General features: G+C 72.0%; 13 protein-coding genes. 8 read left to right on the top strand and 5 right to left on the bottom strand.

The features are described 5' to 3' along the window. Nucleotides 1-3 precede the first annotated feature (3 nt). Nucleotides 4-780, bottom strand: a complete 777-nt coding sequence (locus ACMCNK_RS21590) for a deoxyribonuclease IV (protein WP_412738198.1) — start codon at nt 778-780, stop codon at nt 4-6. A 149-nt stretch (nt 781-929) separates the two neighbouring features. On the opposite strand from ACMCNK_RS21590, the gene ACMCNK_RS21595 reads away from it, so the two are divergent. From ACMCNK_RS21595 to rplI, 5 genes are all read left to right on the top strand, one after another. Next, entirely contained in the window at nt 930-1,934 is a 1,005-nt protein-coding gene (locus ACMCNK_RS21595) for a hypothetical protein (protein ID WP_412738199.1), read from the top strand. 326 nt (nt 1,935-2,260) lie between these two features. Beyond that, the gene (rpsF, locus tag ACMCNK_RS21600; protein ID WP_106128737.1) at nt 2,261-2,551 is read left to right on the top strand and encodes a 30S ribosomal protein S6; all 291 of its coding nucleotides are present in this window, start codon (nt 2,261-2,263) and stop codon (nt 2,549-2,551) included. Nucleotides 2,552-2,627: 76 nt separating this feature from the next. After that, nucleotides 2,628-3,167, top strand: a complete 540-nt coding sequence (locus ACMCNK_RS21605; protein WP_412738200.1) for a single-stranded DNA-binding protein — start codon at nt 2,628-2,630, stop codon at nt 3,165-3,167. A gap of 54 nt (nt 3,168-3,221) precedes the next feature. Further along, nucleotides 3,222-3,461: a 30S ribosomal protein S18 gene (gene rpsR / locus ACMCNK_RS21610; protein WP_123553912.1), complete on the top strand. Its 240-nt coding sequence runs from the start codon at nt 3,222-3,224 to the stop codon at nt 3,459-3,461. Between the two features lie 14 nt (nt 3,462-3,475). Beyond that, complete coding sequence (gene rplI / locus ACMCNK_RS21615) at nt 3,476-3,925, top strand: 50S ribosomal protein L9 (RefSeq protein WP_412738201.1); 450 nt, start codon at nt 3,476-3,478, stop codon at nt 3,923-3,925. A 106-nt stretch (nt 3,926-4,031) separates the two neighbouring features. On the opposite strand, the gene ACMCNK_RS21620 is transcribed toward rplI, so the two are convergent. Then, on the bottom strand, nt 4,032-7,187 hold the full coding sequence (locus ACMCNK_RS21620; RefSeq protein ID WP_412738202.1) for a hypothetical protein: 3,156 nt from the start codon (nt 7,185-7,187) through the stop codon (nt 4,032-4,034). 592 nt (nt 7,188-7,779) lie between these two features. On the opposite strand from ACMCNK_RS21620, the gene dnaB reads away from it, so the two are divergent. Further along, a complete protein-coding gene (gene dnaB / locus ACMCNK_RS21625; protein WP_412738203.1) occupies nt 7,780-10,215 on the top strand; it encodes a replicative DNA helicase in 2,436 nt (811 codons plus the stop codon). Between the two features lie 189 nt (nt 10,216-10,404). On the opposite strand, the gene ACMCNK_RS21630 is transcribed toward dnaB, so the two are convergent. Genes ACMCNK_RS21630 through ACMCNK_RS21640 form a run of 3 tightly spaced genes read right to left on the bottom strand, consistent with a single transcriptional unit; the run spans nt 10,405 to nt 14,706 of the window. Then, nucleotides 10,405-10,830, bottom strand: a complete 426-nt coding sequence (locus ACMCNK_RS21630; RefSeq protein ID WP_412738204.1) for a zf-TFIIB domain-containing protein — start codon at nt 10,828-10,830, stop codon at nt 10,405-10,407. A gap of 1 nt (nt 10,831) precedes the next feature. Further along, nucleotides 10,832-12,178 (bottom strand): glycosyltransferase 87 family protein, encoded by a 1,347-nt coding sequence (locus ACMCNK_RS21635; protein WP_412740942.1) that lies wholly within the window; start codon nt 12,176-12,178, stop codon nt 10,832-10,834. Then, nucleotides 12,178-14,706: a putative bifunctional diguanylate cyclase/phosphodiesterase gene (locus ACMCNK_RS21640; protein ID WP_412738205.1), complete on the bottom strand. Its 2,529-nt coding sequence runs from the start codon at nt 14,704-14,706 to the stop codon at nt 12,178-12,180. Before ACMCNK_RS21640 ends, ACMCNK_RS21635 begins: the two co-directional genes overlap by 1 nt. A gap of 539 nt (nt 14,707-15,245) precedes the next feature. On the opposite strand from ACMCNK_RS21640, the gene moaC reads away from it, so the two are divergent. Both moaC and ACMCNK_RS21650 read left to right on the top strand, forming a co-directional pair. After that, entirely contained in the window at nt 15,246-15,737 is a 492-nt protein-coding gene (gene moaC / locus ACMCNK_RS21645) for a cyclic pyranopterin monophosphate synthase MoaC (RefSeq protein WP_412738206.1), read from the top strand. After that, complete coding sequence (locus tag ACMCNK_RS21650) at nt 15,734-16,228, top strand: molybdenum cofactor biosynthesis protein B (RefSeq protein WP_412738207.1); 495 nt, start codon at nt 15,734-15,736, stop codon at nt 16,226-16,228. The genes moaC and ACMCNK_RS21650 overlap by 4 nt, the downstream gene beginning before the upstream one ends.

A 16,228-nucleotide genomic window follows, 5' to 3' on the forward strand; every position in this document is an offset into this window, starting at 1 on the left:
GCGTCAGCTGCCCGCCCGATCCCGCAGGAGGGCGATGTCGGCGGCCTGGCCTTGCGCCCCGCCCGGTGTCTCGACGATGACGGGGGCCCCGGCCGCGCGGATCACGGCTACCACCAGGTCCGGGTCGATCTTGCCATTGCCGAAGTTGTCGTGCCGGTCGCGGCCCGAATCGAACGGGTCCTTCGAGTCGTTGGCGTGGATCAGGTCGATGCGGCCGGTTATCGCCTTCACCCGGTCGACGATGCCGAGCAACTCCTCGCCACCCGCGTGGGCGTGACAGGTGTCCAGGCAGAATCCCGCACCGAACTCACCGATCGCATCCCACAGCCGGGCGAGGTCGTCGAAGCGGCGGGCCATCGCGCGCTCCCCACCCGCGGTGTTCTCGATCAGGACGGGGAGCGGCAGGCCGCCCTCCTTCTCCGCGTACGCGAAAGTCTTGCGCCAGTTGTCGACGCCGACCGCGAGGTCGTCGCCGTCGCCGACGTGGCCGCCGTGCACGATCAGGCCGCGCGCGCCGATCTCGGCGGCGGCCCTGGCGTGGGTGAGCAGCAGCTTGCGGCTCGGGATGCGGATCCGGTTGTTGAGCGTGGCCACATTCACGATGTACGGCGCGTGGATGTAGACCGCGACATCCGACGACCGCAGGGCATCGGCGTCGGCACGCGGCGCCGGCGCTTTCCACCCCTGCGGGTCGGAGAGGAAGAACTGCACCGCCTCCGCGTTGCGGGCGGCCGCTTCGGCGAGGGGATCGCCGGGATCGACATGGGCTCCGATGCGCATGAGGACGAGCCTACGACGGGGGTACGACGTAACCGGATGTCACGACGCGGCGACGCCGCGCGTCACCGGGCTCCGCCGCGTCTCGTTAACGGAGGGATTGCGCAGGTCGAGGTGCCGGCTCGAGCCGGCCGAGCCGGGGAGATGGGTGCATGTCGCGGCAGTTCCGACACCTGGTCGCAGCGATGGTGCTGGGCGGCCTGCTCGTCTCCGCGCCGCTGCTGACGAGGGAAACCGCCAGTGCCGGCCAGGCCACCGGTGCCCGTCCGAAGGCGGCCGGCGGGCACGCCGTCGAGCTGGGCTGCAAGTCCACACCGGACCTCGAGGTGCTCACGATCCGTGCCCAACGGGTCCGGGTCAAGCGGCTGCTGCGGACCGAGCGGGTGCGCGTGGCGGCCGCGGCGCGGGCCGCGCAGGCGGGCCGGGTGCCCCGCCGCGCCTCGGACGCGGTCGCCCGGCACGGCGGCACGGAGGCGGTGTTCCGGCGGCCGACGACGTCGCTGGCCGACGACCCGGTGTGCGCGCTCACCGACGAGTCGACGCCGGTGGTCGTACCGACGACGCTGCCGTCGGCGCCACCGTCGAGCGTGCCGACCACTCCCGTCCCGGTGCCGCCGAGCTCCGTCCCGGTCACGGACACGCCGCCCAGCCAGGGGCCGCCGTCGAGTTCCACGGGCGGTGACTCGCCCGTTCCGCCGCCGCCGACGCAGACGACACGGCCGCAGACCGTACCGCCGGGGGTCTCGCGGCCGGGGGTGCCGCCGCCCGTTCAGACCAGGACGGTACCGGTCGTCCCGGTGAATCAGCCGGCCGGCGGTGGCGTCACGCAGGCGGACGTGAGTCCGACCCGCAGCCGGGGCTCGGTCGCCGCGGCGTCGGTGATCGCCGGGTTGCCGCCGGCCGGCGGGATCAAGTCGCTGGCCACCGGCGTCCAGTCGGTCGAAGTGCCGGTGACCTCCGACGCCGCCCCGGTCACCACGTCCGCGGGCTCGGCGGCGGTGGTGAGCGGTGAGGTGGCCGCGGCGCTGCCACCGGTGCCGGAAGACGCGCCGGGCGGCCTGCTCACGCTGACCGCCCTGGTTTGCGTGCTAGGGGTGAGTATCGGCGCGATTCGGGCAATCGTGGCGCAACGTGCATCTCGGGCAACGATGGCGTAGACTCCCGGTCAGAAAGCTCCGCGGGGCGGCTGCGTCCAACCTCATCGGTGTGGTCGTTCCTCCCCAGGTCCCACCCAGCGAAAGCGGACCGGACGCCCCGCGGCTCTTCCGATGAACGGCCCTGTCCCTGCCCGGACGGGGCCGTTCCGGTTTTTGTGGCCGGTGCGTGCGCCGGTATGCTTGCCCGGTCCGTCGGGTGACCAGCCGTGGGCCATTCGCCCCACGGCGTTGCTGTGGGTCGACCACGACATCACACGACGGCGGACAGCAAGACCTCCTGCCACGGAGAGACCGTGGCCGTCAAGCCCACAGGAGGTGAGAACGTCTTGCGTCATTACGAACTCATGGTGATCCTCGACCCCAGTCTCGAGGAGCGCACCGTCGCCCCGTCGCTGGACACGTACCTGAACGTGATCCGTACCGCGGGTGGCTCGGTGGAGAAGCTCGACGTGTGGGGCCGTCGCCGGCTCTCGTTCGAGATCAACAAGAAGTCAGAGGGCATCTACGCCGTCGTGGACCTGCAGGCGACGCCGGAGGCTGTTGCCGAGCTGGACCGCCAGCTGCGCCTCAACGAGTCCATCCTGCGCACCAAGGTCATCCGGCCCGAGACGCGCTGACTTACCGTCCTCGTCGTTTCTGTCGTAGGGCTCTGCGAGTCTCACCCCAGCAACGCGAGGACGCGAGGAGAAGGTCATGGCAGGAGACACCACCATCACGGTCATCGGCAATCTGACCGACGACCCTGAGCTGCGCTTCACCCCGTCTGGTGCGGCGGTGGCCAAGTTCCGCGTCGCCTCGACGCCGCGGTTCCTGGACAAGGCTTCCGGCGAGTGGAAGGACGGCGAGCCGCTCTTCCTGGCGTGCAACATCTGGCGTGACGCCGCGGAGCACGTCGCCGAGTCGCTGCAGCGGGGCGCCCGCGTGATCGTCACCGGCCGGCTGCGTCAGCGGTCGTACGAGACGCGCGAGGGTGAGAAGCGCACCGTCATCGAGCTCGAGGTCGACGAGATCGGCCCGTCCCTGCGCTACGCCACGGCGAAGGTGCAGAAGATGTCCCGCTCGGGCGGCGGTGGGGGCGGCTTCGGCGCCTCCGGCGGTGGTGGCGGGCGGCAGCAGTCCAACGGCGGTGGGGGCGGCGGATTCGACGACCCCTGGGCCACGGCTGCACCCGCCCAGGCCTCTGGCAGCCGCTCCGGCGGCGGCAACAACTTCGACGACGAGCCACCTTTCTAGCGGCCGGGGCGGCCCGGCCGCCCGGTGCGCGACATGACATCAGGAGCAAGAGCAATGGCGAAGGCTGCGGCACTGCGCAAGCCGAAGAAGAAGGTGAACCCGCTCGACAAGGACGGGATCACCTACATCGACTACAAGGACACCGCGCTGCTGCGGAAGTTCATCTCCGACCGGGGCAAGATCCGTGCTCGGCGGGTCACCGGCGTGACCTCCCAGCAGCAGCGGCAGATCGCCCGGGCGGTCAAGAACGCCCGCGAGATGGCGCTTCTGCCGTACACGGCCTCGGCGCGCTGAGGGGAGGCACCGACATGAAGATCATTCTCACGCACGAGGTGTCGGGCCTCGGCACCCCCGGCGACATCGTCGAGGTCAAGAACGGCTACGGCCGCAACTACCTGCTTCCGCAGGGCTTCGCGATCGCCTGGACCAAGGGCGCCGAGAAGCAGGTCGCGGTCATCCGGCGGGCCCGCGAGGCCCGCGAAATCCGCGACCTGGACCAGGCCAACGAGGTCAAGGGCCAGCTCGAAGGTCTCAAGGTCACGCTGAGCGCGCGTTCCGGCCAGGGCGGGCGCCTGTTCGGGTCGATCACCCCGGCCGAGATCGTCGACGCGGTCAAGGCCGCCGGCGGCCCGGCCCTGGACCGGCGCCGTCTCGAGCTGCCGAGCCACATCAAGACCACGGGCGCGTACAAGGTCCAGGTCAAGCTGCACCCCGAGGTGACCGCCACGTTCCCGGTGAACGTGGTCGCCGCGAAGTAACAGCACCGCACAAAGCAAATGGCGCATCGGCCCGGCCGGTGCGCCATTTCGCATTCCCCGACGAGCGCCTCCTCAGCGGGACAGCCCGGGCGAGTGGGCACTTTCCTCAGCTCAGGGAATTGCCCGTGATGGCCGAGGTCAGCACCGTGGCGAGGCCACCGCCGACCACCGCCGAGGCAAGGCCGACGCTGGCCGCCTTCCACGAACCACTGGCCCGGCGCAGCCCGACCGCCACCACCACACTCAACACCAACGAGAGACCGAACTGCGGGGCCGCCTTGGCCAGCGTGCCCAGAGCATGCGCCTGCTGGGCGCCGTTGAGCACCAGCATGGCCAGCACGAACAACACGACCGGGACGCCGTACCAGACGACCGTGTAACCGACCGCGGCCAGCGGGCCGCCGGTGTCCTCCTCGATCTCGTCCTCGTCGGGCTCCAGCAGATTCGTCGGCTGCCGGCCGGACGCGGTCGCCAGACCGCCGACCGCCCGACGCCCGTACGATCCGGTCGCGGCACTCTGATAGCCGGACGCCGGACGAGGCGGCCATTGCGTGTCCGGCGGATCCTGCCAGCGGCCGCCCGACCGGGCGCCGACCAGCATCTCCTCGCGGGCTCCCGCGCGTTCGGCCGAACCCGGAGCGCCGCCGCCCGACGGCCGGGCAGACACCGGCCGCGCGGCCGGGACCGATGCCTTACCGGCGCCCGCGCCGGGCGGATTCCGCAGTGACGTGGCATCGCCGTTGCGGCGCGACTCGCCGTCCGCCAGCCCACCCTGTGACGCCAGCTCCCGGCGCCAGTCGCCGGTGTTCCCTTCGCGGTAGCTCGCCGAACCGGTCGGGGGCTGTGCCCGGCCCTCGATGCCGGTGCCACCCGAGCCCAAGGGGCGAATCTCGGTGGCGGCGTCGCCGGTCGGCGGGCGCTGCTCCGCACGCAGTTCGGCCTGCAGTTCCTGCCGCCACGACTGGGTGGGCGCGTCCTCCAGCCGGGTCATTCGCCAGTTGTCACGCTCCGGCCGCGGCTCGGGGTCGCGGCGCCAGACGTCGGGATCCAGGCCTCGCTCAGGGTCCTGTGCCTGCTCAGGGTCCCCTGGCTGGTCGATGCCGCTGCTGCCGCCCGCCCGCCAGTGGTCATCGTCGTCGTCACCGGCGCGGCGGCGTCCACCGCGACGTGACTCGTCACGCCGATTGCCCTGGCCGCCGTCTTCGCGGCGGGACGGATCGCGCCGTTCCCCGGCACGCGCGTCCCGGCGGGGGTCATCACGCCACTCGCCGGCGGGGGTCGCCCGGCGGGACTCGTCGCGCCATTCACCCGCGCGGGTGCCGCGACGCGGCTCGTCGCGCCAACCGGCACGATCGTCCGGCTCGGGGTCGTATCCGCCGCTCTGTGCTGCGGCTGAGGTGCCGTATCCACGTTCGGCGGTCGGGGGTGCGGCGTCGTATCCGCGCCGGCCGGTCGGTGCCGAAGTGTCGTATCCGCCGGTGGAGCCGGGGCTGTCGTATCCGCGGCGCCGGGCGGGCCGCTCGGCCTCGTCCGGCGACGGCCGCCAGCCGTCCGTACGCGGCTCGCGGGACTCCCGCGGCTGCCACGGCAACGGAATGACGCTGGTCTCCGCAGCACTCTGCTCCCACGGATCCGAGGCCGGACCGGGGTCGCGGCGGGCACGCGGCCGCTCCGACTCGCGCGGGGCACCCTCGTCCGTGTCGTCCTCGAACAGACTCCACTGGCCGGTGTCCGGGTCCCGTCGCCAGTCGTCGTCCTCGTATCGCCGATCCGGCGTTGCCAGGTCGGCGCGCCAGCTCGCCGAGTCCGGCTCTGGTTCGGCCCGCCGCCTCGGCGGCGAGGGGCGCTCCGGCTCGGCTCGCCGCAGGCGTGAGCTGGACTGCGCGGGGTCGGGGGCCCACTCCGGGTCGGTGGTGCCCCGACCGCGCCCGGTGGATTCCTGCGGGTCGGCGCTCCATCCGCGCGAGGTCGACTGCTGAGGATCGGTGCCCCACCCGCCTGCGGCCTGCTGCGGGTCGGGGCTCCATCCGCGGGAGGTGGACTGCGCCGGGTCCGTGAACGCCGGCATCGTGCCGGTATCAGCATGCCCGGCCCAGTTGTCCGACTCCGAACGGGTCGACCAACCCGTTCCGCCCTCGGGGACGCGGCGGCGTCCGGTCTGGTCGGGCCGGTCGTCGAGCCGCCCCGCGCCCGCGGCGGAGTCCCGCCGCCATTGCGCCCGGTCGTCGTCGCGCACCAGGTGGCGGCCCGAATCGTACGGGGCGGACCAGGACCCGGTGGCGGGCTCTGCCTCAGTTTGCTGCCAGCTCGGGGTGGTCTGCGGCCCCGGCGCGCCTCCCGGCGCCTGCCAGCTCGGCGTGGCGTCGGGGCGCTGCCAGCTCGACGGGCTGTCCGGGGCACGCCCGCCAGCGGGATCCGGCCGTTGCCATCCGGCTGAGCGCGTCTCATCCCGGCGGATGTCGTCGCCGCGGGTGGCCTCCTCACGCTGCTGCCATCCCGCGACCGGGTCGACGAGCTGCTGCCATGCCGGTGTGGCCGGGGCCGGCCGGCTGGTGGCCTGCTGCCAGGGCGGTGTGGTGGCAGCGCCCTGCTCCCACGGTGCGGCGCTGGGGCTGCCCTGCTCCCAGGGTGGGGTGCCGGCGGCGCTCTGGTCCCAGGGCGGGGTGCCGGCGGCGCTCTGGTCCCGGCCCGGGGCCGCGGGCGCCTGTTGCCAGGGCGCGGTTCCGCCGGCCTGCCACGGGGGCGCTGGCGCCGCGAACTGTTGCCAGGCCGGTCGCGAGTCCTCGCTTTGTTGCCAGGGTGGGTTGGCGCCCGTACCACCGGGGGCGGCGCCGTTGTCGGACACAGGCTGCTGCCGGATGTCCTGGGCGCCGGGCTGGCCGTCGGCGGCAGCGGATTGCCACGCCGTACTGGAGATGGCCCGCTGACCGGTGCCCGGCGGCGCCAGCTGCGGCGGGGTGCCCTCAGCGCCCGCGCTGCCCGTCTGCCATGCCTCGGTGGTGGAACGCCAGCCGTGTGTCCCGGAGGTGGAACGCCACTCGGTCGTCTGCCGCCAGCGCGCGGTCTCCGTCGTGGCCTGCCACTCGGCCGTTTCCGTACGCCAGCCGACGCCGTCGGCGGGATAGCCGGACCGGGTGGTCGGCACGACCTCGGACCAACGGCTCACCGACTGCCACTGGTCGTTCTGGGCGGGCAGGTTCGCCTGCTGCGCCCACTGGTCGGCGCGGCGGGACCAGTCGACGGCCTCGGGGATCGGCTCCATGCTCCCGGTGTCAGTGACAGAACCCCATTTCAGGGCCGTACTGTCTGATTCGGGATTTTCTGGACCTGTTGTTGGGGACCACGACTCTGCCGCGCGCCTGTCTCGCGGCAGGCGGGCGCCGTAGTCCCACTCCCGTTGGTCCACGACAAAAGGGTGACGTCCGCGCGGCAGAACCGCAACGCCCTGACGCGACGGCTTGGTCACGCAAGGGAGTCTTGGCCGGTGCGGGGTTCGCCCGCGGCCCCCGGCGCCGCAGCTCACGGGGTGTTCGCGAGGCCCCTCGGAGTCCCGGAACGGGCTCGGCAACTCCGGCCCACCTTTTTCGTCTCCACACCATGGGGACGACGAATTCGCACGTCATCTGCCCTCCGCGGAGAACTTCCCCAGCGGTTGTACACAGGCTGTGCACAGGCCCGCGCACAGGTCGGGTCGTCCTGTCCACAGGTTGTCCCGAGGCCTGTCCACCGCGTGGGTTGGGCCGGCGACACGCGGGTCCGTATGGTTACCGCGCTGCGGTCGGCCCCCGTGGAGAATTCCCCGAAACCATCGGGCCGGCGCAGCCGAACTGTCACACCCCGGGTGTTCGATCACGATGGGGACGGCGAGCTTTTGGGGGGAGGTCGGGGTGTCAGTCACTGACGATTCGCGGCCGGACTCCCGCCCGGCAGCGCCCGGCAGCCGGGCTCCGCACGGCGGCCCCTCGTCCGGCAGTGGCCCGAATGGCGACGGTCCTGGCGGTGGTGGTTTCGGCGGCGGCGGCTTCGACAAGTCTCCCCCGCAGGACGTCGCGGCCGAGCAGAGTGTCCTCGGCGGCATGCTGCTGTCCAAGGACGCGATCGCCGACGTCGTGGAGATCCTCAAGGCGCACGACTTCTACCGGCCGCTGCACGCCACGATCTTCGACACCATCCTCGATCTGTACGGGCGCGGCGAGCCCGCCGACGGCATCACGGTCGCCGCCGCGCTGGCCGACTCGGGCGACCTGCAGCGCATCGGCGGGGTGCCGTACCTACACACGCTCATCGAGAGCGTCCCCACCGCCGCCAACGCGTCCTACTACGCCCGGATCGTCTCGGAGCGCGCCGTCCTGCGCCGCCTCGTCGAGGCCGGCACCAAGATCGTCCAACTCGGTTACGGTACGGGCGGCATGGGCGGGCGTGACGTCGACGACATCGTCGACCTGGCCCAGCAGGCGGTGTACGACGTCACCGAGCGCCGGGTCAGCGAGGACTTCGCGATCCTCGCCGACATGCTCCAGCCGACCCTGGACGAGATCGAGGCGGTCGGCGCCACCAACGGCATGATGACCGGCGTGCCGACCGGGTTCTCCGACCTGGACCGCCTGCTCAACGGCCTGCACCCCGGTCAGCTGATCATCGTCGCGGGCCGTCCCGGCCTCGGCAAGGCACTGGCTCTGGACACCCCGCTGCCGACCCCGACGGGCTGGACGACGATGGCGCAGGCCACCGTGGGTGACCGGCTCATCGGCGCGGACGGCCGGCCGACCACGGTCATCGCCACCAGCGAGATCATGCTGGGGCGGCCGTGCTTCGAGGTGGAGTTCTCCGACGGCTCGGTGCTCGTGGCCGACGGCTCACACCAGTGGGCCACCCATGACGACGCGGCCCGCCGGTCCGGTCGCCCCGCCGAGGTCCGCACGACCCGGGAGATCGCGGCCACGTTGTACGGCGGTTCCACCGGCCGGCAGTTCAACCACTGGGTGGCCGATGCGCGCCCCATGGAGTTGCCGGAGCGGGACCTGCCGGTCTCCCCGTACGCCTTGGGGACCCGGCTGGGCGGCGGCGCGGAGGCGCAGCTGTCGGGATCCGCGGGGCAGCCCGAGGATCATGACCCGCACATCCCGGCGGCGTACCTGCGGGGTTCGGTCGCGCAACGCCGTGCCCTGCTGGCCGGCCTGCTGGACACCGCCGGGACTGTGACGGACGCGGGCCTGTGCGAATTCACCGCCACGTCGCGGCGGCTAGCCGAGGATGTCCGGGACCTGGTCGCGGGCTTGGGCTACCAGCCGTCGGTCACACCGGGGGCCCGGGTCACATCGGCCGCGTTGGTTACATCGGGGGCTCGGGTCGCATCGGCCGCGTTGGTCACATCCGGCCTCGTGGCGGGGGTCACCGGCCACACCGTGACGTTCGCGGCGGCTGACGACGTGTTCCGGGTGGAGCGCATGGCACAGGCGCACAAGGACCGCCGTCGTCCCGACGCGGAGCCGGGCCGGTTCATCGTCGACGTCCGGCCGGTGCCCAGCGTGCCGGTCAAGTGCGTGTCCATCGACAATGCGGACAAGCTGTACCTGGCCGGTCACACCATGGTGGCGACCCACAATTCGACCGCGTCGATGGATTTCGCCCGCAACGCGGCGATCCGTGCGAACTGCGCCAGCGCCATCTTCTCGCTCGAAATGAGCAAGATCGAGATCGTGATGCGGCTGCTGTCCGCGGAGGCGCGGGTGCCTCTGCACGTGCTTCGCTCCGGCCAGCTCTCCGACGACGACTGGACGAAGCTCGCCCGGCGCATGGGGGAGATCAGCGAGGCTCCGATCTTCGTCGACGACACCCCGAGCATGAATCTGATGGAGATCCGGGCCAAGGCTCGTCGGCTCAAGCAGCGCCACGATCTCAAGCTCATCGTCGTGGACTATCTGCAGCTCATGACCTCGCCGAAGCGTACGGAAAGCCGCCAGCAGGAGGTCGCCGACCTGTCGCGTGGTCTGAAGCTGCTGGCCAAGGAGGTCGAGTGCCCGGTGATCGCGGTGAGTCAGCTGAACCGCGGACCTGAGCAACGTACCGACAAGCGGCCGCAATTGTCCGACTTGCGTGAGAGTGGATCAATTGAGCAGGACGCCGACGTTGTCATTCTTCTGCATCGCGACGATTACTACGACAAAGAGTCGCCACGCGCCGGCGAAGCCGATTTCATTGTCGCCAAGCACCGGAACGGGCCCACGGATACGGTGACCGTCGCGGCGCAACTGCACCTGTCCCGTTTCGTCGACATGGCCATCGTCTGACGCCGTCTCAATCATCGTGCCCGGCGCGGCGCGCGGGACAATGCAACGGGTCCTGGGCGCTGCTGGAATCGCGGCCTCGGCGCGGGAAGGGCTGAACAAGGGCGGCGGCCCGCGGTCGCGCCGATCGCCGGGAAGCCCCACAACAGTGGCGATCCCGGGCGATCGGCGGGTTCGAGCGCCTGGCTGCGGTCAGTCGAACAGCTCGTGGAGGAAGCCCTTGCGCTTCCGGTAGTGGCCGTGGTGCCGGTAATGGCCGTGATGGCGGTAGTGGCCATGGTGGCCGTACGCCGGGACGGCCGGCGGGTAGCCGTGTGCCGCAGGTGCGCCGTACGGGGCGGGCGGGGGCGCGTAACCGCCGCCGTGGTGGGGCGGCGGGGGCGGCGGTACGTAGCCGCCGTGACCTGCCGGGGGCGGCGGCGGAGCGTATGCCCCGGGCCCCTGCTGTGGGCGGGCGGCTGCCTGCCGGCTGTTCCAGTTGGCCTCGGCCTCGAACAGCTTCTCCAGTTCACCCCGGTCGAGGAAGATGCCGCGGCATTCGGTGCACTGGTCGATCGTGACGCCGCTGCGCTCGTACTGCCGCATCTCACCGTGACACTTCGGACAGGTCATCTGCATCTCACACACGGTACAAGGCGCCGTCATGGCGCGGAGCGCTTGTGGCTGAGTACTTCCCGAGTACGGGCGCCCAAGCCAGCAGCGCCAGCGGATACAGCAGGTAACCGAACCGGGTGGTCGGCATCAACAGGATCGCGGCGAGCAGGCCCCACCCGCAGAACAGCGCCGCGGCTCCGGCGGTACGCGGCGGGTGACGTACCAGCAGGACCGCGATCGCGACCGCGACCGCGGCGAGCAGGGCGGCCGCGACGTAACGACCGCCGGGCACCGCCGCGGCGATGAGGTGACCGGGAAACGGCGACTGGGCGGGGCTGGTCACCACTCCGTGGCCGAGCGGGAAGCGCAGCGCGTTCTCCACCAACGCATCCGCGTCGACCAGCAGCGCGGGCAGCAGGGCGAGCAGCGGCAGGCCCAGCGCGGCCGGCAGCAGGCGGTGGCCGCGGCCGGCAACGACGGCGAGGACCCCGAGCACGACCAGGACCGGCAGCGCGAAGAGCTTGCAGGCGGCCGCGACGCCGATCGCGATGCCCCCGGCACCGAACCGGCCGGTCGCGCAGCAGGCCAGCGCGAGCAGGCACAACGCGAGTACGGGGAGATCGTCGCCCCCGGTCGCCAGCGTGAGGGCGCAGATCGGCAGGACGGTCGCGAACTGCAGGGCGCGTACGCGCGCGGCGTGGTCGGCGTGCCGGACGAGTGCGATGCCGGTGATCAGTGCGGCTGCCGTAACGACTGCGAACCACACCCGGGCGTCGGTCCACCAGGCGTCGCCCGCGGCGGCCCGGGGCAGCCCGAACACCGCCATGCCCGGCTGGTACGGCGCGTACCCGAGCAGCCTCTCCCCCGCGGGCAGCGCGGCGATGGCGTCCCGGCCGAGATACGGCGTCCCGCTCTCCAGCAGACGGTGGCCCATCTGCTCGACGACCAGGACTTCCTCCTGTGCGCGGTCGGTGCGTCCGCCCGCACGCTGGACGGCCTCGACGACCAGCGGTACCAGCGCCGCTCCGATCCACACCACCCACGTCAGCGGCGCCCGCCCGGCCAAGGCCGTCCATCGCGGCCAAGTGGCCGAGGCCGTCAGCGGGGAGCGTTCGGCTCGGGCCGTCGACGGGGAGTGCCAGGGCGGCCGTCGACCGCCGATGCGTCGGGCGACGAGCTGAACCGACACCACGAGCGCGGCGCCGACGTAGACCCACGCCGCGACCGCGCCCCAGCCGCGATGCGGCAGCAGCGTGGAGAACGCCGCGGTGACCAGCGCGAACGCGGCAGACACGGCGTACAGCGCGAGGTCGGCGGCGAGGCCGTCCGCGGCCCGGTCGACCCGCGTCAGCAGTCGGCCGGCGGCGGTGATCACGCGGGCAAGTGTGGCAGAGACGATCGGTCCTTCGCTCTGCGGCGGGGCAGGCGTACGACCGCCCCGGTCTCGTGCAATGCGTCGGCGAGCACCCCGGGCCGGCCGCCGGAGCCTCGCCGCAGCGACGCGAGCAGGCGTCCGGCGCCCATGGGCCGGGCGAACAGGTGGCCTTGCCCGGCGACGCAGCCGAGCCGGAACAGCGCGTGCCGTTGGGGTTCGCTCTCGACACCCTCCGCAACGACCGTGAGCTGAAGGCTGCGTGCCAGGTCCACGGTGGACCGGATCACCGCCGCGGCCTCCGGGGAGGTCTCCACGGCCATCACGAACTCGCGGTCGATCTTCAACTCGTGCACCGGGATGCGGGACAGCACCGACAGTGACGACACCCCGCTGCCGAAGTCGTCGAGGGCCAGCCGTACGCCCGCGTCGCGCAGCTCGCCCAACGCCCGCTCGACGACCTCCAGCTGGCTGAGGGTGAGGGTTTCGGCGAGTTCGAGGACGAGCCGGTCGGCGGGCACCGCGTGGTTGCGCAGGCGGGCCAGCACGGCGGCGGGGAACTGGGGGTCGAGCAGGCTGCGCGGGGACACGTTGACCGCCACGGGCAGGTCGAAACCGGCCTCCCGCCAGGCCGTGAACGCGGTGAGCGACTGGTCGAGCACGGCGTCGGCGAACGCCGCGAGCTGACCGGACCGCTCGACGGTCTCCAGGAAGTCCAGCGGGGTGAGGTTGCCGTGCTGCGGGTGATGCCACCGGGCCAGCGCTTCCGCGGAAATCACCTCTCCGGTGCCCAGGTCCACGATCGGCTGGAAGTCGACGACGAACTGCTGTTCGGCGACGGCGCGGCGCAGGTCGCCGCCGAGCATCAGCCGGCCGACGTCGGCGGTGTCGCGGGCGTGCGCGTACGTGGCGGTGCGCCGCCCGGATCGTTTGGCCTGGTACATCGCCACGTCGGCGCGGCGCATCAGCTCCTCGACGCCGCCCGTGCCGGGGGCCAGGGCGATCCCGCCGGCTGCTTCGATGGTGAGCCGCATGCCGTCGACCTCGATGGTGCGGTCCAGCTGGGCCAGCATCGACTCGGCCCGGTGTGCCGCCATGGCGGGGGTGGGCAGTCCGGACAGCAGGATCGCGAACTCGTCGCCGCCAAGGCGGGCGACCAGGTCGCCGGGGCGGGCCGCGTCCTGCAGCCGGCCGGCGACCTCACACAGGACGGCGTCGCCGGCCGCGTGCCCGAGCGTGTCGTTGACCTCTTTGAAGTGGTTCAGGTCGATGAGCAGCAGGGCCAGGATGCCGTCTCCGGCACGGTCCTCGATGGATGCTGCGGCGTTCTCGTACAGTTTGCGGCGGTTCGGCAGGCCGGTGAGCGGGTCGTGGGTGGCGGCGTGCGCGTTCTCCGCCGAGATCCGCGCGAGTTCGGCGTACGCGGTGGCGTTGCGGATGGCGGTGCACAGCGCCGAGGCGAACGTACACAGCTTGTACTGCTCGAATTCATTGAGCTTGACCCGGTCGCGGAAGCGCAGCCGGAGCACGCCCACCCGGTAGCTGCCGTCGTTGGTCTGCAGTTCGGTGGTAATCAGGTTGCCGTCCTGCGGGGGCGCGGCGGCCGCGGGCCCGTCGAACGTGACGCCGCGCTCCACACCGCGCACGACCCGGTCGTCGCTGCCGCCCGTGAGGTCGATCTCCACGGCGTCGGCGGAGAAGATCTGGGCCGCCCGGGTGGACGCCAGGTGCAGCACCTCGGTGAGATCCGGGACGTTCAAGGCGTCGATGGCCCGGGACAGCCGCTGCCAGGACTCGCGCTCGGTGCGGGTGCGGACGCGCCGCGAGTGCCAGAGGTGCACGCACGCGATCAGCAGCGGGACGAGCAGCAGCAGCAGGGGGTTGATGCGGTACGCCAGGACCGCGACCACCCACAGGACCGTGCCGAGCCGGAAGACGTGCCCGACCAGCTTGACGTCGAGATTCACCCGGGTGACCCGCGTGAGGGGCGCGCGCTGCACGATCGCCATGAGCGGGAGGAACACCAGGTCGTCGACGATCACCATGGCGCAGAAGGCGAGCGTGATCGCCAGCGGGGCGAACTCGGGACGGGTCGCGTCGTGGTCCACACCGGAGGCGACGAGGACCAGGCCCGCGGCGGTGACGGTCAACACCTCCTTGGCGGCGGCGAAGACGATCTTCCGGGGCGGCAGCCGGAGCAACGCCTTGTCGATCAGGGCGGCCGCGACCGCGGCGAGCACGACCCAGGGCACGGGCGCCAGGGAGAGACCGACGAGTACCGGGACCTCGGCCCAGGCGACGGCTTCGCCGTTGGACCGTACGCGCACGTGGACGCGCAGCCGGTGGGCGAACACCGTGCCCGCGCAGATCGCCACCAGCAGCGCGACATCCGGCCAGGTCGGACGTTGCCGGACGGGCAGGGTGGCGTCGGCGGCGGAGGCGAACATCGCCAACACGACGACGAGACCGACGAACAGCCGGAGCTGCCGATCGGTCACGTCGTCGTCAAGACTGTTTGCGGATCGCATCCGACTTCCTGGTCAACCGTGCACATCGGATACCGAGCACAGCGGGGCACTCAAGGCTCAACTCTCAGCGTATCGACGCGAGCGCGCCGACGCACGGTCCGTCACTCCCACTCGTTGCTGCGACGCATGGCCGTCTCCCTCGCCGTCCGTCAGAGGCTTCGCGGGCCCCTGAACCCCCTACGTACCGGTTCGTGTCGCGACGAGGGGAACGTTATGCGGCCAGGCGCGGTTTTGGTAGTGATTCGTGCCGGTATGCGCAGAACACGAGAATCGGGCGAGGTAACGTCACCGTTCGCTTTGGACCGCGGACCGACCGCAATCCCGAAAGTCGGTCAAACCGGAGTAATCGATTGGCAGACGATATCGTCGGTCCTCCCGAAACGATTGACAATGGCTATCTGACAGGTTCCCGCTAACCACCGAACGAACCGCTGTTGAGCAGCGGGAAGATCTCCGAAGATTTGCCGTGGAGAAATTGTGCTGTGCCCGGTGGCAGTCGCGCTAACCCCCGGTCGGCGACCGTTCTATAAACTCCCGGTATGCCCGAGGAATCCCTGCTCACCCACGTGGACCACACCGGGGCCGCGCGCATGGTGGACGTCTCCGCCAAGGCCGTCACCGTCCGGCGTGCCGTGGCCGCCGGCCGGCTTGACACCACCGCCGAGGTCGTCGCGCTGCTCCGCGGCGAGGGCATGCCCAAGGGCGACGCCCTGGCCGTGGCGCGCCTCGCCGGGATCATGGGGGCCAAGCGCACGTCGGAGCTCGTCCCGCTGTGCCACCCGATCGGGCTGCACGGGGTCACGGTCGACCTGCAGGTGACCGACGCGGGCGTCGACATCGTCGCGACCACCAGGACCGCCGAGCGCACCGGCGTCGAGATGGAGGCACTGACCGCGGTCGCCACCGCCGGGCTCGCCCTGATCGACATGGTCAAGGCGGTCGACCCGGCCGCGAGCCTGTCGGCCGTCCGGGTCCTGCGCAAGGAGGGCGGCAAGACCGGCGATTGGGTACGCCCGCAGGACCGCCCGTGACCACGGCCGCGATCCGCGCTCGCGTGGTGGTCGCCTCCAACCGCGCCGCGGCCGGGATCTACTCCGACACCAGTGGCCCCCTGCTGGTCGCCGGGCTGCGTGACCTCGGCTGCGACGTCGACCCCGAGCCGGTGGTCGTCCCCGACGGCGAGCCGGTCGCCGACGCCCTGCGCACCGCGGTCGCGGACGGCATCGACGTGGTGCTGACCAGCGGCGGCACCGGCGTCACCCCCACCGACCGGACCCCCGAGGCGACCCGCGGGCTGCTCGACTTCGAGATCCCCGGCATCGCGGAGGCGCTCCGGGCGTACGCGCGGGACCGGGTGCCCGCCGCCGCCCTGTCCCGCGGCCTCGCCGGGGTGTCCGGGCGCACCCTCGTCGTCAACCTGCCCGGCTCCACCGGCGGCGCGCGCGACGGGCTCGCGGTGCTCGGGCCACTGCTGGCGCACACGGTGCAGCAGGTCCGAGGCGGCGATCACGGGCGTGCGTGA

The organism is Krasilnikovia sp. MM14-A1259 (assembly GCF_047159535.1).
Lineage (GTDB): Bacteria > Actinomycetota > Actinomycetes > Mycobacteriales > Micromonosporaceae > Actinoplanes.

Excerpts from the sequence above, each read along its gene's own strand:
- ACMCNK_RS21590 (WP_412738198.1), bottom strand. The coding sequence starts at position 780 with ATGCGCATCGGAGCCCATGTCGATCCCGGCGATCCCCTCGCCGAAGCG.
- ACMCNK_RS21595 (WP_412738199.1), top strand. The coding sequence starts at position 930 with ATGTCGCGGCAGTTCCGACACCTGGTCGCAGCGATGGTGCTGGGCGGC.
- ACMCNK_RS21605 (WP_412738200.1), top strand. The coding sequence starts at position 2,628 with ATGGCAGGAGACACCACCATCACGGTCATCGGCAATCTGACCGACGAC.
- rpsR (WP_123553912.1), top strand. The coding sequence starts at position 3,222 with ATGGCGAAGGCTGCGGCACTGCGCAAGCCGAAGAAGAAGGTGAACCCG.
- rplI (WP_412738201.1), top strand. The coding sequence starts at position 3,476 with ATGAAGATCATTCTCACGCACGAGGTGTCGGGCCTCGGCACCCCCGGC.
- ACMCNK_RS21620 (WP_412738202.1), bottom strand. The coding sequence starts at position 7,187 with ATGGAGCCGATCCCCGAGGCCGTCGACTGGTCCCGCCGCGCCGACCAG.
- dnaB (WP_412738203.1), top strand. The coding sequence starts at position 7,780 with ATGGGGACGGCGAGCTTTTGGGGGGAGGTCGGGGTGTCAGTCACTGAC.
- ACMCNK_RS21630 (WP_412738204.1), bottom strand. The coding sequence starts at position 10,830 with ATGCAGATGACCTGTCCGAAGTGTCACGGTGAGATGCGGCAGTACGAG.
- ACMCNK_RS21640 (WP_412738205.1), bottom strand. The coding sequence starts at position 14,706 with ATGCGATCCGCAAACAGTCTTGACGACGACGTGACCGATCGGCAGCTC.
- moaC (WP_412738206.1), top strand. The coding sequence starts at position 15,246 with ATGCCCGAGGAATCCCTGCTCACCCACGTGGACCACACCGGGGCCGCG.